At 62.2% G+C, this 21,676-nt stretch carries 21 protein-coding genes; 14 read left to right on the forward strand and 7 right to left on the reverse strand.

Annotation, left to right across the window (positions count from 1 at the left end; all coding sequences use genetic code 11):
- The 3 genes from ON753_RS21275 to ON753_RS21285 all read left to right on the forward strand — a co-directional run bounded on the left by ON753_RS21275 (position 1) and on the right by ON753_RS21285 (position 2,373).
- Positions 1-1,515 (forward strand): acyl-CoA synthetase, encoded by a 1,515-nt coding sequence (locus tag ON753_RS21275; RefSeq protein ID WP_265965227.1) that lies wholly within the window; start codon positions 1-3, stop codon positions 1,513-1,515.
- A 141-nt stretch (positions 1,516-1,656) separates the two neighbouring features.
- Entirely contained in the window at positions 1,657-1,860 is a 204-nt protein-coding gene (locus ON753_RS21280; RefSeq protein ID WP_265965229.1) for a hypothetical protein, read from the forward strand.
- A 306-nt stretch (positions 1,861-2,166) separates the two neighbouring features.
- Positions 2,167-2,373, forward strand: coding sequence for a hypothetical protein (locus tag ON753_RS21285; protein WP_265965231.1), 207 nt, complete (start codon positions 2,167-2,169; stop codon positions 2,371-2,373).
- Positions 2,374-2,560: 187 nt separating this feature from the next.
- Here the strand turns inward: ON753_RS21285 and tlpA are convergent, their stop codons facing one another.
- Positions 2,561-3,223, reverse strand: a complete 663-nt coding sequence (tlpA, locus tag ON753_RS21290) for a thiol:disulfide interchange protein TlpA (RefSeq protein WP_265965233.1) — start codon at positions 3,221-3,223, stop codon at positions 2,561-2,563.
- A 41-nt stretch (positions 3,224-3,264) separates the two neighbouring features.
- On the opposite strand from tlpA, the gene argH reads away from it, so the two are divergent.
- The 4 genes from argH to ON753_RS21310 all read left to right on the forward strand — a co-directional run bounded on the left by argH (position 3,265) and on the right by ON753_RS21310 (position 9,007).
- Positions 3,265-4,650, forward strand: coding sequence for an argininosuccinate lyase (argH, locus tag ON753_RS21295; protein ID WP_265965235.1), 1,386 nt, complete (start codon positions 3,265-3,267; stop codon positions 4,648-4,650).
- 98 nt (positions 4,651-4,748) lie between these two features.
- On the forward strand, positions 4,749-4,967 hold the full coding sequence (gene lptM, locus ON753_RS21300; RefSeq protein ID WP_265965238.1) for an LPS translocon maturation chaperone LptM: 219 nt from the start codon (positions 4,749-4,751) through the stop codon (positions 4,965-4,967).
- Positions 4,968-5,019: 52 nt separating this feature from the next.
- Positions 5,020-6,291, forward strand: a complete 1,272-nt coding sequence (gene lysA, locus ON753_RS21305; protein WP_265965240.1) for a diaminopimelate decarboxylase — start codon at positions 5,020-5,022, stop codon at positions 6,289-6,291.
- A 139-nt stretch (positions 6,292-6,430) separates the two neighbouring features.
- On the forward strand, positions 6,431-9,007 hold the full coding sequence (locus tag ON753_RS21310; RefSeq protein ID WP_265965242.1) for a TIGR02302 family protein: 2,577 nt from the start codon (positions 6,431-6,433) through the stop codon (positions 9,005-9,007).
- A gap of 283 nt (positions 9,008-9,290) precedes the next feature.
- Here the strand turns inward: ON753_RS21310 and ON753_RS21315 are convergent, their stop codons facing one another.
- The 3 genes from ON753_RS21315 to ON753_RS21325 are packed head-to-tail and all read right to left on the reverse strand — an operon-like array spanning position 9,291 to position 11,193.
- Positions 9,291-9,686: a response regulator gene (locus tag ON753_RS21315; protein ID WP_265965245.1), complete on the reverse strand. Its 396-nt coding sequence runs from the start codon at positions 9,684-9,686 to the stop codon at positions 9,291-9,293.
- A 2-nt stretch (positions 9,687-9,688) separates the two neighbouring features.
- On the reverse strand, positions 9,689-10,252 hold the full coding sequence (hpt, locus tag ON753_RS21320; protein ID WP_265965246.1) for a hypoxanthine phosphoribosyltransferase: 564 nt from the start codon (positions 10,250-10,252) through the stop codon (positions 9,689-9,691).
- A gap of 2 nt (positions 10,253-10,254) precedes the next feature.
- A complete protein-coding gene (locus ON753_RS21325; RefSeq protein ID WP_265965248.1) occupies positions 10,255-11,193 on the reverse strand; it encodes an MJ0042-type zinc finger domain-containing protein in 939 nt (312 codons plus the stop codon).
- A gap of 197 nt (positions 11,194-11,390) precedes the next feature.
- Between ON753_RS21325 and ftsE the strand changes: the two genes are divergently transcribed.
- The 4 genes from ftsE (at position 11,391) to ON753_RS21345 (ending at position 14,926) form a co-directional block, all read left to right on the forward strand.
- Positions 11,391-12,050: a cell division ATP-binding protein FtsE gene (gene ftsE, locus ON753_RS21330; protein WP_265965249.1), complete on the forward strand. Its 660-nt coding sequence runs from the start codon at positions 11,391-11,393 to the stop codon at positions 12,048-12,050.
- 210 nt (positions 12,051-12,260) lie between these two features.
- A complete protein-coding gene (locus ON753_RS21335; RefSeq protein WP_265965251.1) occupies positions 12,261-13,301 on the forward strand; it encodes a cell division protein FtsX in 1,041 nt (346 codons plus the stop codon).
- Between the two features lie 210 nt (positions 13,302-13,511).
- Positions 13,512-14,057, forward strand: coding sequence for a YdcF family protein (locus tag ON753_RS21340; RefSeq protein WP_265965253.1), 546 nt, complete (start codon positions 13,512-13,514; stop codon positions 14,055-14,057).
- 92 nt (positions 14,058-14,149) lie between these two features.
- Positions 14,150-14,926, forward strand: coding sequence for a lysophospholipid acyltransferase family protein (locus ON753_RS21345; protein WP_265965254.1), 777 nt, complete (start codon positions 14,150-14,152; stop codon positions 14,924-14,926).
- A gap of 206 nt (positions 14,927-15,132) precedes the next feature.
- Here ON753_RS21345 and ON753_RS21350 read toward each other — a convergent pair whose 3' ends face one another.
- The gene (locus ON753_RS21350) at positions 15,133-16,590 is read right to left on the reverse strand and encodes an NCS1 family nucleobase:cation symporter-1 (protein ID WP_265965257.1); all 1,458 of its coding nucleotides are present in this window, start codon (positions 16,588-16,590) and stop codon (positions 15,133-15,135) included.
- A 270-nt stretch (positions 16,591-16,860) separates the two neighbouring features.
- On the opposite strand from ON753_RS21350, the gene ON753_RS21355 reads away from it, so the two are divergent.
- A complete protein-coding gene (locus ON753_RS21355; RefSeq protein WP_265965259.1) occupies positions 16,861-17,520 on the forward strand; it encodes a GntR family transcriptional regulator in 660 nt (219 codons plus the stop codon).
- Positions 17,521-17,814: 294 nt separating this feature from the next.
- Entirely contained in the window at positions 17,815-19,320 is a 1,506-nt protein-coding gene (locus tag ON753_RS21360) for a PAS domain-containing methyl-accepting chemotaxis protein (protein WP_265965260.1), read from the forward strand.
- Between the two features lie 110 nt (positions 19,321-19,430).
- Here the strand turns inward: ON753_RS21360 and ON753_RS21365 are convergent, their stop codons facing one another.
- Positions 19,431-19,961: a gamma-glutamylcyclotransferase gene (locus ON753_RS21365; RefSeq protein ID WP_265965262.1), complete on the reverse strand. Its 531-nt coding sequence runs from the start codon at positions 19,959-19,961 to the stop codon at positions 19,431-19,433.
- A 101-nt stretch (positions 19,962-20,062) separates the two neighbouring features.
- Between ON753_RS21365 and ON753_RS21370 the strand changes: the two genes are divergently transcribed.
- Positions 20,063-21,112, forward strand: coding sequence for a DUF2125 domain-containing protein (locus ON753_RS21370; RefSeq protein ID WP_265965264.1), 1,050 nt, complete (start codon positions 20,063-20,065; stop codon positions 21,110-21,112).
- Positions 21,113-21,202: 90 nt separating this feature from the next.
- Here ON753_RS21370 and ON753_RS21375 read toward each other — a convergent pair whose 3' ends face one another.
- Positions 21,203-21,664, reverse strand: coding sequence for a GNAT family N-acetyltransferase (locus tag ON753_RS21375; RefSeq protein WP_265965266.1), 462 nt, complete (start codon positions 21,662-21,664; stop codon positions 21,203-21,205).
- Between the last annotated feature and the right edge of the window lie 12 nt (positions 21,665-21,676).

Below are 21,676 nucleotides of genomic sequence, written 5' to 3' on the forward strand. Positions count from 1 at the left end.
ATGAATCTTGCCCGCTACTGCCTCACCAATGCCGATCCCGATCCGGGCAAGACGGCGCTGGAAGTGGTGGGGGCCGGCGGAGAAATCCTTGAGGTCTGGACGTTCGGCGATCTGGTCCGATCGGTTCTGTCGGTCGCGGCCGGGCTCGGGGCAGCGGGTCTTCGGCCCGGCGACCGGGTTCTGCTGAGGATCGGGCATTCCAGCGATTTTCCACTGCTGTTCTTTGGTGCGATTGCAGGCGGGTTCGTTCCCGTGCCGACATCCGCCCTGCTCACGCCGCTGGAAACCGCCGCTATCCTGAGCGACAGCGGCGCAAGCGCGATCGTCCATGACGGCCAGACGCCGCTGCCGGAGACGTCCGTTGTCCCGTTCCTGGGACCCGGTGCCATCGCCGAGCTGAAGCGGTCCGTGCCGGGAGCCTTTGCCGAAACCGGCCGGGACGATCCGGCCTTTCTGATCTACACGTCCGGAACGAGCGGGACGCCGAAGGGCGTCCTTCATGCGCACAGGGCCGCTGCTGCGCGGGCGCCCATGTATCAGGGCTGGTACGGCATATCGGCCGCCGACCGGCTGCTGCATGCCGGAGCGTTCAACTGGACCTATACGCTCGGCGCCGGGCTGATGGACCCATGGGCCAACGGCGCCACCAGCATCGTCTATGACGGGCCGCGCGATCCGGATGTCTGGCCGCGGATCATTACCGCGACCGGGGCAACGCTGTTTGCCGCCGTGCCGAGCCTTTACCGCCGCATCCTGAAATACGGCGAGGTCTCGCCCGCCTCGTTTCCGGCGCTGCGGCACGGCCTGACGGCCGGCGAAGCGCTGGCGGCCAACCTCTATCATGACTGGAAGACCCGGACCGGCCGGGAGCTCTATGAAGCGCTCGGCATGAGCGAGATATCGACCTATCTGTCGAGCGGGCCGCTCGTTGCGGTTAAGCCGGGATCGCCCGGCAAGCCGCAGGCGGGGCGCAAGGCCGCGATCCTGCGCGAGCGCTCGGATGGGCAGGATTTCGCGGCGCCGGGCGAACCGGGCCTTCTGGCCATCCATCGGGATGAACCGGGGCTGATGCTCGGCTACTGGAACCGGCCGCAAGAGACGGAAGCCGCGTTTCGCGGCGACTGGTTTCTGACGGGCGACCGGGCCCGGCAGGATGAGGATGGCTATTACTGGTATGAAGGCCGGGCCGACGATCTCATGAACGCTTTCGGCTACCGGGTCGCGCCGGAGGAGGTGGAGCGGGTGCTGGCGGCCGACCGCCAGGTGCTCGAGGTTGCCGTGACGGCCGTTCCGGCGCCAAACGGCATCAGCCTGATCACCGCCTTCGTGGTGCCCCGTGATCCGGACGGATTTGACGTGGACCGTCTTGCCGCCCATGCAGCCGGCCAATTGGCCGAATACAAGCGCCCGAAGGCCTATCAGGTGGTCGACCAGCTCCCCCGCACCCCGTCCGGAAAGGTTCGCCGGAAGGCGCTGACGCAGGCGGAACCCGACGGATTTCTCGCGCCAGGGTAATCTTGCGTTAACCCTTGTTTAAGGGCAGGGGGATAGGGTGAGTGCAACCTGGAGCATCCTGCGTTCAGATGAACGCGGATAAGATGCTCGGACACTTTCGAAAGCGATCAGCCTGACCGCAGGTTGATCCGGGAGCATGAGATGGACAGCGTTGGAATTGCGGGCGCATATGTTGCGATGACCCAGGCCCAGACGGGCCAGGCGCTTCAGGCCAAGATGATGAAAATGGTCGCCCAGCAAGATGCCGGCCTCGTCGCCCTTCTTCAGGAAGGGGCTGAAAATCTTCAGTCCGTGCAAGGCGCGCCGGCCCCCGGCCTCGGCACCCAGATCGACCTGACTGCCTGACCTTCCAGCCCCGTTTGTTAACAGCCCGGCCGGCTTTCCCGTCTGCCGGGGACGTATTTCCCGCCCTCAACGCCCGTTTGGCTCGCAGCCCCGTGAAGCAGCGCGAAAGGACGGCGCAATTGCATGGGCAGCAAAATCATGCACTTGCCGCACGGTGTTTCCGATTTTAGGCAAATCCACTGGAGTTCCTAAGGATCCAGGCAAGCATTATCCGAATCTCCGCCCCGAATTTACCTTTGTATCCAGACATTTGGGGCAGGATGGCGCAATCAGGTGCCTGCGCACCGCGCCGAAGGAGAACCGATAATGACGAGTGTGTCCGACAGCACTTCGGCTGCCTATAGTGCAGCCAGCGTCCGTAACGAACTTGCGGCCAATGCCGTCCGTGATCAGAACGACCAGGAACGCCAGGTCGCCGAACGCCTTCAAAAGGCCCAGGAGACGACCGAGGAAGCGCGCCGCGAGTCCCGCAAGATGCCCGGGCTTGGAGAAGCCGTCGACATCACGGTTTAGCCTACAGATGAAATGGCCGTCGCCGCGGGCGGATCGGCCACCGATCGGCACGCTGGCGAGCACCAATTCCTATCTTCCGGATACGAATGAGCCCCGGCTCGCCTGGGGCCGCTCCGTGTGATGTCAGCGCCCACGCCCCTTTCATGAAAAACTCCGGTCGACGTTCCGGGCCGGAGTCCCGCCGGAGCTAGGCGTCGGGCTTGACCATTGCGCTGCGAATGAGCGCCTTGGCGTCGTCGGATGCCCATTCGGCGGGGCCGTACATGGTGCCGATCTCGCAGCCTTCCGGGCTGACCAGGATCGTCGTCGGCAGGCCCGTGGCACGGGCAACCTTGCGCAAGTCCTGCAAGAGACCGTTCGTGCTGTCCTGATAATAGGTCAGATGACTGACGCCGATTTCCTGCAGAAAGGCTTTCGGCTTTTCCGGTCCGCCGCGATCCAGGCTGACGGCCACCACCTGAAAATCATCATCGCCCATATCCGCCTGAAGCTGGTCGAGGGCCGGCATTTCCTTGCGGCAGGGCGCGCACCAGGTCGCCCAGAGGTTGAGGAGAACCGTCTTGTCCTTGAAATCCGCCATGGTGACGGGCTGATCGTCCGGTCCCTTGAAGGTGAGGTTCTTCAAGTCCAGCGGTTGGCTTGCGGGAAGAAAGGCGGCAACCTCGCCGGCTGCCAAAGGCTTTGCGGCCGCAGCTGCTTCAAGGGCACCCGAACAGCTTTCGGCACCGGCAATATTGCCATTGGGACCGGCGATCACGTATAGAGCCGCTACAGCGGCCGCTGCGCCTGCGAGCCCGGCGGCGTAAAAGCCGCGCCTGGAGCTGCGGGCGGGTTCAGTTGGCTTCGTCATTCGTTCACACCTCGCAAGAGGCGCCTCTTAAGGGACAGGACATGAGCAATCGCATGTGGGGAGGCCGGTTCGCCGAAGGACCGGACGCCATCATGGAGGAGATCAACGCCTCCATCGACTACGACCGGAAGCTATATAAGCAAGACATCGACGGCTCGAAAGCCCATGTGCGCATGCTCGCTTCAAGGGAGATCGTGACTGCGGACGATGCAGACAAGATCGTTCAAGGTCTAGACACAATCCTGTCAGAGATCGAAAGCGGAAAGTTCACGTTCTCCCGCGCCCTGGAAGACATCCACATGAATGTGGAAGCCCGGCTGGCCGAACTGATCGGCCCGGCCGCAGGGCGCCTGCACACCGCGCGCTCCAGAAACGACCAGGTCGCCACCGATTTCCGCCTCTGGGTGCGCGATACGCTCGATACGCTGGACGAGCAGTTGAGCGAGCTCATGCAGGCCCTGGCGGAAAAGGCCGAGACGCATGCCGGCGACGTCATGCCGGGCTTTACACATCTGCAGTCCGCGCAGCCCGTCACCTTCGGGCATCACATGCTGGCCTATGTCGAGATGTTCGCCCGCGACCGGGGCCGCGTGCGCGACGCGCGCAAGCGCATGAACGAATGCCCGCTCGGGGCGGCGGCCCTTGCCGGCACGTCCTTCCCGATCGACCGGAAGATGACTGCCGAGGCGTTGGGTTTCGACCGGCCGGCCGCCAATTCCCTCGATGCGGTCTCCGACCGGGATTTCGTCATCGAGGCGCTTGCCGCCGCGTCTCTCGCCGCCATGCATCTTTCCCGCCTGGCGGAGGAGATCGTGATCTGGTGCTCGGCGCAGTTCGGCTTCGTGAAACTGTCCGACAAATTCTCCACCGGCTCGTCGATCATGCCGCAGAAGAAGAACCCGGACGCGGCCGAACTGGTGCGCGCCAAGACCGGACGCATCTACGGGTCGCTCCAGGCGCTGCTGGTGATGATGAAGGGCCTGCCGCTCGCCTATTCCAAGGACATGCAGGAAGACAAGGAACAGGCCTTTGACGGCCTTGCCAGCGCCTCCCTGGCGCTTGCGGCCATGACCGGCATGGTCCGGGATCTGGAACCGGTGACCAAGTCCCTGAAAAAGGCGGCCGGGTCCGGCTATTCCACGGCGACCGATCTCGCCGATTGGCTGGTGCGGGTCCTCGGCCTGCCCTTCCGCGACGCCCACCACGTCACCGGCCGGATCGTCGGCATCGCCGTCGAAAGGAACATCGAGCTGCACAAGGTTTACCTGGAAGAGATGCAGGGCGTGGAACCGAGGATCACCGAGGAGATCTTCTCGGTCCTTTCCGTCGACAAATCCGTGCGCAGCCGGACCAGCTATGGCGGAACCTCCCCGGTCAACGTGCGCAAACAGGCGCGGCGCTGGCTGAAGGAGCTGGCAAAGCGCTGAGGGATGCCGAATCTTCGCGTGACGGGCCGACTGCGCTTGCCGAATTCGGTCTGTCATGCGAGGAGAAGGGCCGGTGAAGACTTTCGAGAAGGGCGGCAATGGCAATGACAACCCGGTTCAAAACTCTGGCAGTGCTCAGCCTTTGCCTGGGCTTGACATTGGCCGGGTGTGGCCGCAAAGGCTCTCTGGATGCTCCGCGGGCACCGGCGACCCCGGAAAGCGCGGAAGAGGAACGGGCAGCGGTCCCGGTCGAGTCGATCCTGACGGATGAACCGGAAAGCGACAGCGAGTTCTTTCTGGACTTCCTGATCCGATAGCATTCCCGGCCTGGCGCCGGATTTCACACAGGTTGCCGCACGAGGACGTCCCTTGCACCATTTCGACTACAAAAACGGTGAGCTCCATGCCGAGGACGTGGCGATCAAAGAGATCGCCCGGGCGGTCGGGACGCCTTTCTACTGCTATTCGACGGCAACCCTGACGCGGCACTACCAGGTGTTTGCCTCGGCCTTCAGCGATATCCCGTCGCTGGTCTGCTATGCCATGAAGGCGAATTCGAACCAGGCGGTGCTGAAGACGCTGGCCGGGCTCGGCGCCGGCATGGACGTCGTCTCCGAAGGCGAACTGCGCCGGGCCCGTGCCGCGGGCGTGCCTGCCAGCAAGATCGTCTTCTCCGGCGTCGGCAAGACGGAAGCCGAACAGGCCTACGCGTTGCAGGAGGACATCCTCTGCTTCAACGTCGAATCCGAGCCGGAGTTGCGGCAGCTCTCGCGGGTCGCCGGCGAAATGGGCCGGACCGCGCGGGTGTCGATGCGCATCAATCCGGATGTCGATGCGAAAACCCATGCGAAGATCGCCACCGGCAAGGCGGAAAACAAGTTCGGCATTCCCTGGCAGCGCGCGCGGGACGTCTATGCGGAAGCCGCCGGGCTGCCCGGTATCAGGGTCACGGGCATCGACATGCATATCGGCTCCCAGATCACCGAACTGGAGCCGTTCGACAATGCGTTTGCCCGCCTGGGCGAGCTGATTTCGTCGCTGCGGGCCGAAGGCCACAGCATCGACCATGTGGACCTGGGCGGCGGCCTCGGCATTCCCTATGTCACCGACAACAATCCGCCTCCGCACCCGGATGCCTATGCCGAAGTGGTGAAGAAACACGTGCGCGAGCTCGGCTGCACCGTCATGTTCGAGCCGGGACGGATGATCGCGGGCAATGCCGGTATTCTGGTCACCAGCGTCATTTACGTCAAAGAGGGTGGCGTCAAGACCTTCGTGATCGTGGACGGGGCCATGAACGATCTCATCCGGCCGACCCTCTATGAGGCCTATCACGAGGTGCGCCCGGTCACGGAAAGCGGCCAGCAGGAGCAGATCAAGGCCGATATCGTCGGTCCGGTCTGCGAAACCGGCGACTTTCTGGCCCAGAACCGCGACATGGCCAGGGTGAATGCTGGGGATATGTTGGCGGTATTTTCGGCCGGCGCTTATGGGGCGGTTCAGTCCGGCACCTACAATTCCCGCCTGCTCGTGCCGGAAGTCCTCGTAAATGCTGATCAATTCGCAGTCGTCCGGCCCAGGCCGACTTTTGACGATCTGCTCGGCCTCGACAGGATTCCGGACTGGCTCAAGGGTTCGTGACCGGCCTGCCCGATAATTAGTTGTTCCGACAGGTTGCCGGATCGCCTCCTTTGCCTCACCTTTATGCAATATGGGCGGGGTTCTGCGGCTGCGTTTTTCCTATGAAGAGGCGTCCGCGGCATATGGACCGGAGGTGCTCGTGAGCCCAAATGACAGCGACCAGGATCTCGACCGGCCGGTGACCCCCGAGTCGCCGGGGCTTGGAACGTTCATCAGGATGCGTTTGGAGCGGCTTGTCCGGCACAGCCGTCTGGCCCTCTTCGTGGAGCGTCTGTGGCGGGCCCTTCTGCCTGTTCTCGTCGTCATCGGACTGTTCGTGGGCGTGTCCTGGCTGGGCCTGTGGCTGATGCTGCCGGTCTGGGCCGGGCCGATCGGCGCGCTCCTGTTTGCGGCCGCGGCCGTCTGGGCGGCCAAGGATCTCGTCAAGGTCAGGTGGCCGAGCCGGGAAGACGCGCTTGCCCGGGTGGAGAAATCGTCGGGCTATGCACACCGGCCGCTGACCGCACTGGAAGATGAGATTTCGGTCGGAGCCGGAAACGCGGAAAGCCGGGCCATCTGGGCTCTGCATCTGCGCCGCACGGCCGAAGCGCTGGCCGCGATCAGGTCCAAGGCGCCGGACCCGCAGGCCTATCGCCGGGACCCCTGGGCGCTGCGTGTCCTGGCCGCCTGCCTGCTGGTGATCGGCTTTGCGACCGCAACCGGCGACTATGGCGGCCGGCTGGTCTCCGCCTTTCAGAATCCATTCTCGAGCGTCGAAGCTCCCACCCGGCTCGACGCCTGGGTAACACCTCCGGTCTATACGGACGAGCCGCCGATCTATCTGACCGGCGAGAGCGCCCAGCTCCGGGCCGCCGGAGCCCCGGTCTCCGTGCCGGAAGGCTCGGTGCTCGTCGTCAGGACACAGGGCGCCAGCGAACTGGTCATGACGTTCGCCCGGGCCGAGGACGCGGAACCGCTGGTGATCGAGCCGCAGGAAAAAGAGGAAACGGCGGACGCCGATCTGAAAAAGCTGCTGCCGGTCGAACGCCGCCTCGAGCTTGAAAACACCGGCATCGTCGAATTGCGGAACGGCGATGAAGCGCTGATGAGCTACACCTTTGCGGTGCGTCCGGACAACGCACCGGAAATCCGGCTGACGGATGATCCCGAGGCGCAGCTCAGCGGAGCGCTGAAATTTTCCTACCTGGTGAACGACGACTATGGCGTTGTGGGCGCGGAAGCCCGCATCAGGCCCCTGCCCGATCCGGACGACAAGGACCGCACTCCACGGCCGCTGGTCGAGGCACCGCAGTTCCCCCTGTCCCTGCCGCCGCGTGCCGGAACCGCCAAGACGGCGGAAACGATCCGCGACCTGACCTCGCACCCATGGGCGGGGTCAGAAGTCAACCTGATGCTTCTGGCACGGGACCAGGCGGGCCAGGAAGGGCTGTCGCCCGACTACCGGATCACGCTTCCCCAGCGCCGGTTCAGCAAGCCGCTGGCGCGCGCCGTTGTCGAGCAGCGCCGCAACCTGGCGCTGGACGCGCAAAATCATGCGGAGGTGATCATCGCATTCGATGCGCTGATGCTGGCGCCGGAAATGTTCGACTTCAAGGCGCGCGACTATCTCGGCATGCGCTTCGCCTATGGCGAGCTGGTCAATGCCCGCTCGGACGACGAGCTGAAGGAACTTCTGCCGCTGCTTTGGGATCTTGCCCTGTCGATCGAGGACGGCGACCTTTCCGCGGCCGAGCGCAAGCTTCGTGACGCCCAGGAGGCCCTGCGCAAGGCTCTGGAGGATGGTGCCAGCGACGAAGAGATCCAGAAGCTGACGCAGCAGCTGCGTGAAGCCCTCAATGAATATATGCAGGCGCTGGCCGAGCAGATGCGGCAGAATCCGCAGGCGATGCAGCCTTTCGACAACAACCAGCAGACGCTCAGCCAGCAGGATCTGAGCGAAATGCTGGACCGGATCGAGGAACTGGCGCGCACCGGATCTCGCGATGCGGCCCGCGAGTTGCTGGCGCAAATGCAGCAGATGCTGGAAAATCTCCAGGCCGGCCGCCCGCAAATGGCGCCGAACGGCATGTCCAGCGAAATGATGGAGATGCTCAACAAGCTCGGCGAAATGATCCAGCGGCAACAGCAGCTCATGGACGACACCCACCGGTTCAACCAGGACCAGCAGCAGCAACAGCGCGGCGACCAGCAGCAACAGGGGCAGCAAGGCCAGGGCCAGCAGATGACCCAGGAACAGCTTGAGCAGATGCTCAAGCAGCTCCAGCAGGGCCAGGGCGACCTTGCGCAACAGCTGCAGCAACTGATGGAGCAGCTCGGCCAGAACGGCATGGGGCAGAACGATTCGCTGGGCGAAGCCGGCGAATCCATGGGTCAGGCGCAAGAGTCCCTCGGCGAGGGCCAGGGCGAACAGGCCCTTGGCCAGCAGGGCAATGCGCTGGACGCCTTGCGACGCGGTGCGCAGGGCCTCACCGAGCAGATGATGGGACAAGGGGAAGGTCCGGGATCGCCAAGCGGCCGCGCGCCCATGGACGAGGACCCGCTCGGGCGCCCGCGGCGCACCGAAGGCCCGGATTTCAACAACCGTGTGCGCATCCCCGATGAAATCGACGTCCAGCGGGCAAGGCGCATCCTGGAAGAACTCCGCCGCCGCTTCTCCGACCCGTCCCGTCCGAAACTGGAACTGGACTATCTGGAGCGCCTGCTGAAGCGGTATTGAGATAGCGAATCAGCCCTGCCGGCCGCGCCCGAGCATGGCCGGGGGGCCGGCTCAGTCGCGGTTGGTGCTGCGGCCTCGGTGATTATTCCCGCGTTCGTAACACAAAAAACGGCCAAACGGCGGGTTCAGGCTGATGACAAACTTTCGGATCGTCATCCCGGCCAAGCGCAGCGCGAGCCGGGATGACGATGGGGAATGTGCTTTCCTGACACACAGAACCCGCCAAAATGGCGAGCTGCGTCGATGCCGCATAGAGGCGGCCGGCTACATGTCCTGGAACGCCTCAGGCGTAGCGGCGGGTCTCCGGAGCCGCGTCGCCGGAAATGGCGTTGCGCACGGCCTTGCGGATATCGGCAAGGGAGAACGGCTTGGTGACGACGTCATGCACCAGCGATTCCAGTCCGTTTGCGCGCTCCCGCTGGTCGGCAAAGCCGGTCATCAGCAGGATAGGCATCCGCGGGTAGTCGCGCGCCGTATGCAGCGCGAGCGCGATTCCGTCCATGACGGGCATCTTGATGTCGGAAAGCAGAAGGTCGTAGCCGCCCTTCTGGCGGCTCAGAAGTTCCACGGCCTCGCCGCCGTCCTCCGCAGCCTCAACGGAATGCCCGTCAAGCTCCAGAGCGCGCTTCACGAAGCTGCGGACAGCTTCATCGTCTTCGGTAAGAAGAATGCGAGCCATGCTCACTCTCCCGTCTTGTCGTCTGCAGCTGCCTCTTCTGGCGCAACAACGTAGCCAATATAGGGCAGCTGCCTCCAGGCGTGGCCCATATCCATACCATATCCGACGACAAACTTATCAGGACAGGCAAACCCGACATAGTCTGCAGATATGGCAGCTTTACGGCGCTCCGGTTTATCGAGCAGGGCGGCGATCCTGACGGAGCGGGCTCCGCGGCTCTTGAGCCGCTCACGGGCGAAGGCAAGCGTGCGGCCGGATTCCAGGATATCATCCACCAGAATGATGTCCCGGCCGTTAACGTCACTTTCGACATCGCGCAAAACGCGGATGGATTCCGAACCCTCGGTCCCGGCGCCGTAGGAGGACAGATGGATGAATTCCATTTCCGGCTCCAGGCCCGCGCGGTGCATCGCCCGGACGAGGTCCGCCGCAAAAATGAAGCTGCCCTTCAGAACAGCGACGACGAGCAGGCGCTCGGGCCTGCCTTCGGCAATCTCTTCCGCGAGGGCGGCAACGCGCATCGCAATGGCATCTTCATCGAACAGCGTGTGAATATTTGCAGTCATGGTCACTCGAGTACTATCTGGCGTTTGCCGCGTTCGACGAAGCGAACCTGGATGTCGGATGCATCCCCCGGCGGGTCGGCCAGAATGGTTCTGAACCGGGTTTCGTCAAGGGCATTCAGCAACTTTGTCCGGGGCTCTACAGTCCAAGCGTAAACTTCTTGCAAATCAGCGCCGCGAATTGCCAGCCGCACGGCGGGAACCGCATTCGTCTCATCGAGGAGATTTCGGATGGACCCCTCGACGACCAGAACACGCTTGCCGTCCTCGACTTCGGTAAAGGTCCTCAGATTGCGGAACTCCAAGCCGCGCAAGTTAACTTGAAACCCGACCAGCTGAAAGAGGCTGGCGAGGTCGGGCGATTGCTTGACGATATCGTCGCGCATCAGGACGAAGCCCGCACAAACGGCCAGGGCGACACCGAACAGGGCAAAGCCGCCGATACGGCGGAAGTTGCGCTTCATCACCCAGTTCAGCACCGCGCCGATCTGATTGCGGCGGAACTTGTCGGGATTGACGATGATCTTGGGCCGCTTGGCCAGTGTCTCGATGTCTTTCTGATCTCCCAGGGCCGCTTTCTCCGCAGCCAGGTCGGCGGCGAATTTGGCTTCGTCCTTGGCGGTGCGGGCACGCTTGGGAGCAGGCGCGGCGTCCTCCGGTTCGTCCTCATCGTCCGGGATGTCCGGTTCATCCTCGATTTCGCCGGTGTCCACCACGGCGTCGGTCGCCCATTCGGCTTCATCGTTGTCCGGTTCGGTGCCTGACGGAACGGCTTCGGCCGCATCTCCTTCCACGGCCGCGAAGTCGAGCGTGCCGCCCTCGTCTTCGGGCGAGACGAACCAGCGGCTGCCGCATTTGGCGCATTTGACGCTGCGCCCTTCCGGGCCGAGCGCTTCAGTTTTGATCTCGTAGGACGTACTGCAGTCCGGACACTTGATCTTCATGCACGAAGACCTTTCGCCATGGCATGCTCAAACGGTGCTGTTTTCTAAACCGACAGGGTCGAAATCCGGCATGAAATATTGGACAAATGCCAGGAAAACCGATGACGGGCTTTCAGGTTTCTAATGGACCTTTATATGATTAATGCACCGTTAACGCCCTGGCTATAGCGTTCGCGCCATCAACAGGAGTCAAGCTTGTGATCCGCTTCGAAAATGTCGGATTGAGATACGGGATGGGCCCGGAGATCCTGCGGGATCTGAGCTTTCACATCGAGCCGCAGTCCTTTCAGTTCCTGACCGGGCCTTCCGGAGCGGGCAAGACCAGCCTGATCAGACTGCTGTTCATGTCCCTGCAGCCGACGCGTGGATTGATAAAGGTCTTCAACCGCGACCTGAGCGTGATCGCCAAGAACGAACTGCCGAGGCTCCGGCGCAAGATCGGCGTCGTGTTTCAGGACTTCCGCCTTCTGGACCATTTGAGCACCTACGAGAATGTCGCCCTGCCGCTGCGCGTGGCGGGCAAGGAGGAATCCGAATACCGCTCCGACGTGATCGAATTGCTCAGGTGGGTGGGACTTGGCGAGCGGATGCACGTGTTGCCGCCGGTTCTGTCCGGTGGTGAAAAGCAGCGTGCGGCGATCGCGCGTGCCCTCATCACCCGCCCGGAAATGCTCCTGGCGGATGAGCCGACCGGCAACGTCGATCCGCCGCTGGCCCGGCGCCTGTTGCGTCTCTTCATCGAATTGAACAAACTCGGCACATCCGTGGTCATCGCAACGCACGATATCGCGCTCCTGGAACAGGTGGATGCCCGGCGCATGGTTCTGGCGGACGGGCGCCTTTCGATTTTTGATTAGGGCAGACCGCATGAATGTGATTGAAATGGCGCTGAAAGCGGCGATGCAGTGGTCCGGGAGGCGCGCAGAGCGGGCCTGCCTGCAAACCGCATGGTTTACCGTTGAGGCGCGCCCGGGTCGACTTTGCCGCCGTCGTGCGGGACCATGAAGGCGGCCACATTGGCTCATACCATTTCAACCCTATTCACGGGTCTGACCCTGGGCGGCAGAATGGCACAGTCCGAAGACGACAAAGCGACGCAGGCGCCCGCCGTCAGAGTGAGGCCGCCGAAGCGCGCCGCGCGGGTGGGCCGGCCGAAGCGCAAGGCTGCAAAGAAGCCGAAAAGCCGGGAGCCGGGCGACGATGCCAAGCTCCGGCCGTCCGCACCGATCGTGCCGCCGCAGTCCGTGGCAGGGCGTGCACTGACCCTGGTCGTCGCCATCATGAGCTTCCTGGCCTGCCTGACCGTTGGCGCCGTCTCCGTGGTCTGGGAGGCCGCGGACGCCTGGCAGAACGATCTCGTCCGCGAAATCACGATCCAGATCCGCCCGACGGAAGGCGTCGACATGCTGCGGGAGATCGACAAGGCGGTGGCCCTTACGCAGGAGTTTCCCGGCATCGGATCCGTTCGTGCCCTTTCCGACGAGGAAACCAAGGATCTTCTCGAACCGTGGCTTGGAGAGGGGCTGGACCTGGAGGGCCTTCCCGTGCCGCGGCTCATTCAGATCACGGTCAGCGATCCGGAGCAGCTGAACCTGGCACAGCTCAAATCCCAGGTTTCCCAGTCAGTCGCCGGTGCAAGCGTCGATGACCATTCGGTCTGGACCTCACAGCTTTCGGCCATGGCGGGTGCCGTTGTGGTCGGCGGATTTGTGATCATGATCCTCATGCTGGGGTCGATGGTGCTCAGTGTCGTCTTTGCAACGCAATCGGCCATGGCCGGCAACAAGGACGTCGTGTCGGTGCTTCACCTGGTCGGCGCGGAAGACGGATTCATTGCCCGGGAGTTCCAGCGGCACTTCCTGATGCTCGGCCTGAAAGGCGGCGTTTCTGGAGGTCTTACGGCGATATTCTGCTTCGTGATCCTGGACATGCTCACCCGGCAGAGCTCTGGTCAGGCGGGCTCCGACCAGCTGTCGGCGCTGTTCGGGACGGTGTCGGTCAGTCTGCCGGGATACTTCGGTGTTTTCGGGATCGTTTTCCTTGTCGCCATCCTCACCGCGCTGACGTCCGGCCTCGCGGTCAAGGCGCATCTTGCGAAAGTGGATTGATTTTCAAGCGTAATGCCGCGAAATTGGCCGAATCAACTATCATGGTTGCACCATGACGCATGCTGACACAGTCATAGACCCCGCTTTGGAAGACGCTGCCGCCACCGTTCCGGAAAATCTGCCGGCCGAGGACGCCGGTGCCAGGGCACCCGGCGGCCGGCAAAAAGGTTCGGGCTGCGGATCCTGTTCGTCGCCGTAATCGGCGCGTTGATGGCCGGCGCCCTGAGTCAGTTTGCCTGGTTCGCACACACCATTGCCAGCGCCGAAGTGCCGGACACCGCGAACGCGGATGCCATCGTCGTTCTGACCGGCGGCCAGGCCCGCGTGAACGAGGCCGTGCGTCTGCTGGAGGAAGGCAGGGCCAACCGTCTCCTGATCTCCGGCGTTCATCCGGGCACGACGCGGCAACAGCTCGCGGCGGTCACGTCCTCAAGCATGCCCCTGGAGGAAGCCAGCGTCGACCTGGACCGGGTTGCGCTCAACACGGCCGGCAATGCACTGGAGACGGCCCACTGGGTCCGCAAGAACGGATTTTCCTCGCTTCTGGTCGTGACCAGCGCCTATCACCTGCCACGGGCGAAAGCAGAACTGTCCGGTGCCCTGCCGGATGTCGATCTGATCGCCTATCCGGTGTTCTCCACAGACCTGAATCTGGACAGGTGGTATCGCGAGCCGACAACGATGCGGCTTCTCATGCGCGAATATGTGAAGTATATCGTCGCCAGACTCCGGATCACCGTGCTGGGTGTGCGCTGACTGCGGTCAGGGCATGGCTGAGCGGTTGACATCGACCAGCTAGCGGAAGGCTCCCGCGTGAGCCACCTGCCCCTACCAGTTCTCAAGGTGCCATGCTTTTATTGCGCTCTACCGTTTTTCAGATTCTGTTCTATCTGCTGACCCTGGTTCTGATGATCGTGTTTTCACCGGCCCTGCTGCTGCCGCGCAAATGGGGGTGGTGGGTCGTGCCGACCTGGTCGCGGGCGCTTCAGCTGCTGATGCGCGTTCTGGCCGGGATCAAGGTGGAGATCCGCGGCCGGGAGAACCTGCCGGAGGGCGGGCTGATTGCGGCGATGAAGCATCAGTCGGCCTGGGAGACCGTGGCGCTCATTCCGCTCTTTTCCAGCCCCACGTTCATTTTGAAGCGGGAATTGCGCTGGATCCCGATCTTCGGCTGGTACACGGCGAAGTTCAGGCAGATCCCGATCAACCGCGGCCGGCGCTCCGAGGCGCTGAAGGCGATGATGCAGGCGGCCAAGGAAGCCATCGCGGAAGGGCGGCAGATCCTGATCTTTCCGGAAGGCACCCGCCGCCCGGCCGGTGCGGAGCCCAAATACAAGTTCGGCATTGCCCATCTCTACAAGGACCTGGGGTGCCCGGTCGTGCCGATTGCCCATAATGCCGGTCTCTACTGGCCGCGCGCCTCCTGGAAGGTTTATCCGGGCACCGTGATCGTCGAGATCCTGCCGCCGATCGAACCCGGCCTGCCGGCCGACAAGTTCTACGAGACCATGGTGGCCGAGATCGAGGCGGCCAGCGACCGGCTGATCGAGGAAGCCCGTCAGGCCTCCCGGCCCTCTCCGGTGCTCGAACAGGTGGACGGCCTGCGCGGCGCCCGTACGGCTTAGGGACCGTGGGCCAGCGTAAAGGGCGCGAAACCGCCGGCTCTTTACCACTTTGAGATCAGATGACAAAAAAAGACCGCTCCGTCTTCGGAGCGGTCAAGTTTGCTGCATCAGTCAGAGGTGCTGATACGGCATCAACCCGCTGAGACCATACCGCGGGATTTGGAGCACCCTGCATTCGGCTGAACGCAGGGCACCCTTGTTGTCGATCAGTGGACAGCCTTGGCCTGGGCCACCTGAAGGCGGGTGAGGCCGACATGCAGGCCGCCGCCCAGAACGGCACCGATTACCCAGCCATAGCCGGACAGGTCCGCGAGCGCCGGCACCCATACCGTGGCAACCGAGAACAGCGCGGCTGCCGCAAAGGCGAGAATGGCCTTCATGTTCCAGCCGTTGTTGTAGTAATAGCTGCCGGCCGGGTCGGACGAGAACAGGTCGTCGACATCGATGACCTGCTTGCGCACCAGGTAATAGTCCGCGACGAGAATGCCGTAGAGCGGCGCCAGGAAGGCACCCAGCGTGTCGACGAAGGCTGCAACTCCGATGTTGGAAATAACGCTCACCCACAGCGCGCCGATAAAGAAGGCGATAACCGCGGTGATGATGCCTCCGGTCTTCGCCGAGATCTTTTCCGGGTTGAGATTGGCGATGTCGTAAGCGGGCGGAATGAAGTTCGCCACGAGGTTGATCCCGACAGTTGCCGCGAAAAATGTTACGGCGGCGATAAGCGTCAGCAGAACATTGTCGACGCGCTCGACGATATCGGCCGGGTTCACCAGCTTTTCACCGAACAGCACGACGGTGCCGGCGGTCACGAACAGCGCGATGAACGAGAAGAACGCCATCGACACCGGCAGGCCCCAGAAGTTGCCGCGCCTCATTGCGGTTTCGTTCGAGACGAAGCGGGAGAAGTCGCCGAAATTGATCACCACCGCGGCGAAATAGGCGATCATGGTGCCCACGACCGCGACGAAAGCGGCGACGGGATGGCGCGGATCGGTGGCTTCGCTGCCCTCGAAAATGGTGCCGAGTGCCGCGAAGATGCCGTTGCCCGCCTTCCACCAGATCACGAGGCAGAGCGCGATCATGACCAGGTAGACGAAAGGTCCGGCCCAGTTCAGGAACTTGCCGACCCAGTCGATGCCCTTCATGAACAGGGCGACCTGGAACACGCAGACGATCAGGTAGGAGAGCCAGCCGACGGCCGTCATGCCGAGGAATTCGGTGCCACCCTCAAGGCCGAGAAGGGTATTGAGCAGCAGTGCCACGGCCGTGGAGGCGAAATAGGTCTGGACACCGTACCAGAAAATCGCGACCACGCCGCGGACCAGCGCCGGAAAGCGCGCGCCGTAGACACCCATCGATGCCCGCGCGATCACGGGATAGGGCACGCCATGCTTGACCGAAGGACGACCGGTCAGGTTCACAAGGACCATGACGATGAAACCCGCCAGCACGATCGCGGCGAACACCGCCCAGCCATTGAGGCCGTAGGTGATGAAGAGAGATGCGGCCAGGGTGTAGCCGAAGAGGCTCTGGATGTCGTTGTTCCAGACGTTGAAGATCTCGAATGCGCCCCATTTGCGCTCCGTTGCCGGAATCGGCGCCAGATCCTCGTTGTAGAGCCCGCCGTCCCGCGGCTCTGAATTTCCAGGTAGATTGGCCATGTTCTCCTCCTTGTGACCGCCCTCCCAAGCGGCCGCGCGATGTTTTTGGGCATCGCGACAGTTTCCACTTGCATCTGACATTTTAGGAGACATTATAGTTGACAAACTACCATGAATTTCAAGCAGGACTTCATCGGTTTGCTTGACAATCCCTGGTGCATCCAGGGTTCGAAATGAATTCGGGACGAGGTGCTCCGGCACTTTGCAATCGAACGGCTTTCGGTCGTTCGTTCGGAAGGGATCGAGCACCCGCCGATGCGGGGAGAGACCATGAATGAAGCGATCAAAGGCGAGCTGCTGACGGACAAGGCGTATCAGGCGCTCGTGTCCGCATTGCGGACCGGCACGCTTCGCAACGGCCAATTCGTGTCGATGTCGCAACTTGTCGATCTTCTCGAATATCCCATCGCCCCGGTCCGCGAAGCGGTGAAGCAGGGCAGCGCGCAGGGGTTCCTGTCGACCTTGCCGAAACGCGGCGTGCAGGTACTGGAGGCGAGCCCTGACATCATCCGCGAATGCCTCGACACACGCATGGTCCTGGACCAGGAGGGCACGCGGCGGCGCATTTCAGGCGGTGACCTGGAAGGGCTGGACGACCTGCAGCGAAGGCATGAAACCCTGCTCGAGGAGGCAACGGGAGACTCGGCCGGCCATTTGCCTTCCAAGGCGATCCGGGTGGATCTGTCGCTGCACGACTACCTTGCCGAAGGCCTCGGTAATTCGCAGCTCGCAGCCGCCTATGATTCCAACCGCATCCGCATCGCCATAATCCAGAACGCGCGGCCCTTTCTTCACGACCGCATCGTTTCCGCGATGGAAGAGCATCTGGCCGTCATCGACGCTCTGAAGAAGCGGGATGCGGCTGCCGCAACCGCGGCGCTCAAGCATCACTGCGACCAGACCCTGCGCTGGTGGGGTGTCGTAGCCTGAAGCCTGGCGACAAAGCGAATTTCCCAAACCGATCGGGAGGTGATTCGAAATCATCTTGCAGACGGCCGGTGAGGCAGGTGGCGGCTGCCGCGCGTTACGACAGAAAAGTCTGTTGCCGCCTTTTTGAAGGGCAGCGTTTCAATGCGATGGCCATTTGATATGGGCAATATTGCCATGTCGCAATCACCTAAGGGTGAATACCAATAAATTTCAACTAAATAATCTAGTGTTTCTTGATTATAACATATGCGTCATTGCGTTATATTTTATTAAGATCTTGATCTTATAGTTAATATGCATATTTACTTGCGAACAAGTAGGTTAGAAATGTTTGGGAATTCAGTAAAACGACTAATCTCTTCGGCCATTGAGCAGTTGTCCGCAAATGTAATGATTGCGGATCCTGACTACAAAATCACCTATATGAACAAGGCGGTTCTCGATCTCCTTGCCGAAGCTGAAGACGACATCCGCGAAATGTTTCCCGATTTTCGGGCGGATCAGCTTGTTGGCAAGTCCATCGACATCTTTCACAAGAACCCGGCAAATCAAAGAGGTGTGTTGGACGGTCTAACGTCCACACACCGGGCAACCATCAGGGTCGGCAAGAGGTCTTTCGACCTGGTTGCCAATCATATTCGCAAGGGTGGCAAGCGTATCGGCACCGTTGTCGAGTGGGCTGATGCCGCTGAACGGCTTCAGAACGTGGAATATCACGCCAAGCTGGACGCTCTTGGCAGATCGCAGGCGGTGATCGAATTCAACATGGACGGTACGGTCCTGGTGGCAAACGACAACTTCCTGCACGCCCTTGGCTATACACTCGACGAGATACAGGGCAAGCACCACAGCATGTTCATTGAAGGGAGCGCGCGCAAAGGCGATGACTATCGGCGCTTCTGGAGCGATCTGGCCGAAGGGAAATTCCAGGCGGATGAGTACAAGCGTATCGGCAAGGCGGGCAAGGAGGTCTGGATCCAGGCGACCTACAACCCGATCTTCGATTCGGCCGGCCGCCCGTACAAGGTCGTGAAATTCGCCAGCGATATCACCGCCCAGGTGTTGGAACGCCAGCGTCGCATTGTCGTGCAGCAGCGTATTGACGAGGATCTGTCCGAGATTGCAAAGGCGATCTCTAGCGCGAAGGAGCAGGCAACCAGTTCGGCCTCCGCTTCGGAACAAACGTCTTCAAGCGTCCAGACTGTCGCTGCGGCAGCCGAGGAACTGGTGGCGTCCATTCAGGAAATCAGCCGTCAGGTTCAAACCGCACTCGACGTTTCCCAGAACGCGGTCCAGGAAGCGGAACGATCCAGCGAAATCATGTCGGGCCTATCCGAAGATGCCAAGACGATCGGTTCGGTCATCGAACTGATCAATGGCATTGCCGATCAGACCAATCTTCTGGCCTTGAACGCTACGATTGAAGCGGCACGCGCAGGAGAAGCCGGCAAGGGTTTTGCCGTGGTCGCCTCCGAAGTGAAGAACCTGGCATCACAGACCAGCAAGGCGACGGAAGAGATCTCCAACCAGATTGGCACGATGCAAGAGACGACCGGTCAGGCGGTAAAGGCTATCGAAGCGATCATGGCTGTGATCAACAATGTCGGGGATATTGCGGCGGGAATCGCATCTGCGGTTGAAGAGCAGACCGCCGTTACCAACGATATCTCCGCCAACATGCAATTCGCGGCTCAGGGCGTCGAACTGATCACGACAAACATGCAGTCGATTTCCTCGGTCACGGCGCAGATAGATGCAGCAACAAGGAACGTCAAGGAAGCCTCACAATCCTTGATGTGACGTCAACCGACTGTGGCATTCAGATAGTTCCAGGGTCCGTGCGTCCAGGGTGCGGACCCTGGAGCGATTGAAGATGCATCAGCCTGGCACCTGCCCCTATGCCACCGAGCCTAACTGATCGCCAGTCCCTTCAGTTGGTCCGCCAGCCAGGCAATGCCCCTGTCGGCGATGCCCATTTCTTCCAGGTGGGCCGCGGTGTTGATGACATATTCCGGGTTGGCGCCGGACTTTCCGACCGCGCCGATCACGATGTCGAGCTGCTTTTCCAGCGGCAGCGCACCGGCATACTGGGGATGACGATGATCGACCATGTAGACCAGCGCCCGCACCCTGTCGCCGCTTTCAAGCACGACGTTGCGCCAGTGCTCCTTATAGACCATGGTGGTCTGCTCGCGGGCGCGCAGGTAGTCCAGCGTTTGCGGCCAGGTGTCCGTATGGACCTGATAGGCCATGCCCCTGCAGGCGCCGCCATTGTCCAGTCCGAACACGAGGCCGGGCCTTTGCTCGGTGCCGCGGTGTACCCAGGAATAGACGCACAGCGCACGATGACCGCCCCGCAACAGGGCCGGTTCGGCGCGCAGGTGATCAAATCCCGGGTTCCACATCAATGATCCGTAGCCAAATACCCAAAAATCGCTCATATCGACCTGTTTTCTCGTTCGCAGGTGCGGAGATAGCAATCCGGGCCGGTCGATTCAATGCTGAGTCACAGGCAGTCTGTCCAGAAGAGAGTATTTGAAACGTGACAAACGACGCACCGACACCGCCGAAATCCTCAAGACGCCGCTATATGGTGCTGATCGGCCTCATCGTTCTCGTCGCCGCAGGCTGGTCCGGCGCCTGGTTTTACGGGCGCTCCGTCCTGGCCGGCCAGTTGGACAGGCAGATGAACACGATGGCGCAGAACGGCGTGGACCTTTCCTGCCGGGATCTGGCGATTGCCGGGTATCCGTTCCGCTATGAGGTCAGCTGCCTGGACATGCGCTCCCAGGACCGCGCGGGCGCCGCCGCGTCGCTCGGCGGGCTCAATGCGGTCGCGCTGATCTACAATCCCCGGCACGTGATCTTCGAAGCCAAGCCTCCTGCGGCCGTGGAGATACCCTTTCAGGGCCTTGCGGGCGATATCACCTGGGAGACGGCCCGGGCCAGCATCAAGTTCACGCAAAGCGGCCTGGGAGAGCTCGATGCGGTCATCGGCGGTCCGGAAGCGGCCTTTGAGAATGCAGTTTCGACGGGCCGCTTCGCCGCGGACAAGGCCGAGGTGCACCTGAGGCAGGCGCCGGACCGGCCGGAGGCGCTGGACAGCTTCGTCTCGATCAATGACCTGCAGCTGAAATCCCTGCCCGAGCTTCACGAAGCCGTCAGCCTGCGCGGTCACTTGCGGATCACGGATGGGACGGCCCTTTTGGCAGGCGCCCATCCCGCAAGCCTGGTCCGCATGAACGAGGGTGCATTGCCGGTCGAACTGGTTCTGCTTGAAGCCTCGCTCGGCGAAAGCCGCATCGGCGCCAGTGGCGATCTTGTCCTTCACGGCGACGGAACGCTCTCCGGTGCGCTGGACGTTACGCTCGGCAATGCGGACCAGTTGCTGCAGTCGCTGAAGCCGTTCTTCCCGCCGGACGACAACAGGTTCGCGCTGGTGAAAGGCGTCGTCGACAGCCTGAAGCCGACGGCAACCGACATGGACGGCGTCCAGTCGATCGCGCTGACCATGACAATCGATCACGGATCCGTCCGCGTCGGCTTCCTGCCCCTCGGCCGGATCCCGCCCCTGTTTCAGACGGGGACGTAGGGCATTTGCCCCACGCCGAGCAGTGTGCGGGGCAGGACTGCCCCTGCATTGCCGCCCCTGACTTGCCGGCAAGGATGTGCGCTGGGCCCGTCAGTCTCCGGAAATCCGGTCGATCGGGATCAGGTAGCTCTTGCGATGATCGGGCTCGGCGATCTTTTCGTAAAGGGCAACGGCGGGCGTGTTCTTGCCCGGGACGAGCCAGCGCAGGTGGAGCCAGCCGCGTTTCTTGCCCTCGACCTCCAGGGACTCGATCATCTTGCGGCCAATGCCCTGGTTGCGATGGTCCGGATGCACGTAAATGTCGTCCATCTGGCCGATGCGCAGTCCGGTGATCAGTTCCGGCAGGTCGAAATAGACCGCAAAACCGACCAGCTTTTTGTCCTGAAAGGCACCGATGACCTCGGCGGTCTTGTCGCCGAGGATCCGCGTGGCGTAATACTCGTCGGGACGGCGCGGCGCGCCGCGTTTCAGCGCCTGCGCATTTTCGGCAATGAGCGGCGCAAGCTTGTGGGCATCATCCGGCCCCAGGACCCTGATTTCCGTTTTCGTCATGAATTCCCCAGA

The organism is Roseibium salinum, assembly GCF_026240905.1.
Lineage (GTDB): Bacteria > Pseudomonadota > Alphaproteobacteria > Rhizobiales > Stappiaceae > Roseibium > Roseibium salinum.

Excerpts from the sequence above, each read along its gene's own strand:
- hpt (WP_265965246.1), bottom strand. The coding sequence starts at position 10,252 with ATGACTGCAAATATTCACACGCTGTTCGATGAAGATGCCATTGCGATG.
- tlpA (WP_265965233.1), bottom strand. The coding sequence starts at position 3,223 with ATGACGAAGCCAACTGAACCCGCCCGCAGCTCCAGGCGCGGCTTTTAC.
- lptM (WP_265965238.1), top strand. The coding sequence starts at position 4,749 with ATGGCAATGACAACCCGGTTCAAAACTCTGGCAGTGCTCAGCCTTTGC.
- ON753_RS21345 (WP_265965254.1), top strand. The coding sequence starts at position 14,150 with ATGCTTTTATTGCGCTCTACCGTTTTTCAGATTCTGTTCTATCTGCTG.
- ON753_RS21340 (WP_265965253.1), top strand. The coding sequence starts at position 13,512 with ATGGCCGGCGCCCTGAGTCAGTTTGCCTGGTTCGCACACACCATTGCC.
- ON753_RS21325 (WP_265965248.1), bottom strand. The coding sequence starts at position 11,193 with ATGAAGATCAAGTGTCCGGACTGCAGTACGTCCTACGAGATCAAAACT.
- ON753_RS21375 (WP_265965266.1), bottom strand. The coding sequence starts at position 21,664 with ATGACGAAAACGGAAATCAGGGTCCTGGGGCCGGATGATGCCCACAAG.
- ON753_RS21275 (WP_265965227.1), top strand. The coding sequence starts at position 1 with ATGAATCTTGCCCGCTACTGCCTCACCAATGCCGATCCCGATCCGGGC.
- ON753_RS21335 (WP_265965251.1), top strand. The coding sequence starts at position 12,261 with ATGGCACAGTCCGAAGACGACAAAGCGACGCAGGCGCCCGCCGTCAGA.
- ON753_RS21355 (WP_265965259.1), top strand. The coding sequence starts at position 16,861 with ATGAATGAAGCGATCAAAGGCGAGCTGCTGACGGACAAGGCGTATCAG.
- ON753_RS21315 (WP_265965245.1), bottom strand. The coding sequence starts at position 9,686 with ATGGCTCGCATTCTTCTTACCGAAGACGATGAAGCTGTCCGCAGCTTC.
- ON753_RS21365 (WP_265965262.1), bottom strand. The coding sequence starts at position 19,961 with ATGAGCGATTTTTGGGTATTTGGCTACGGATCATTGATGTGGAACCCG.
- ON753_RS21280 (WP_265965229.1), top strand. The coding sequence starts at position 1,657 with ATGGACAGCGTTGGAATTGCGGGCGCATATGTTGCGATGACCCAGGCC.
- ON753_RS21350 (WP_265965257.1), bottom strand. The coding sequence starts at position 16,590 with ATGGCCAATCTACCTGGAAATTCAGAGCCGCGGGACGGCGGGCTCTAC.
- ON753_RS21360 (WP_265965260.1), top strand. The coding sequence starts at position 17,815 with ATGCATATTTACTTGCGAACAAGTAGGTTAGAAATGTTTGGGAATTCA.
- argH (WP_265965235.1), top strand. The coding sequence starts at position 3,265 with ATGAGCAATCGCATGTGGGGAGGCCGGTTCGCCGAAGGACCGGACGCC.
- ON753_RS21285 (WP_265965231.1), top strand. The coding sequence starts at position 2,167 with ATGACGAGTGTGTCCGACAGCACTTCGGCTGCCTATAGTGCAGCCAGC.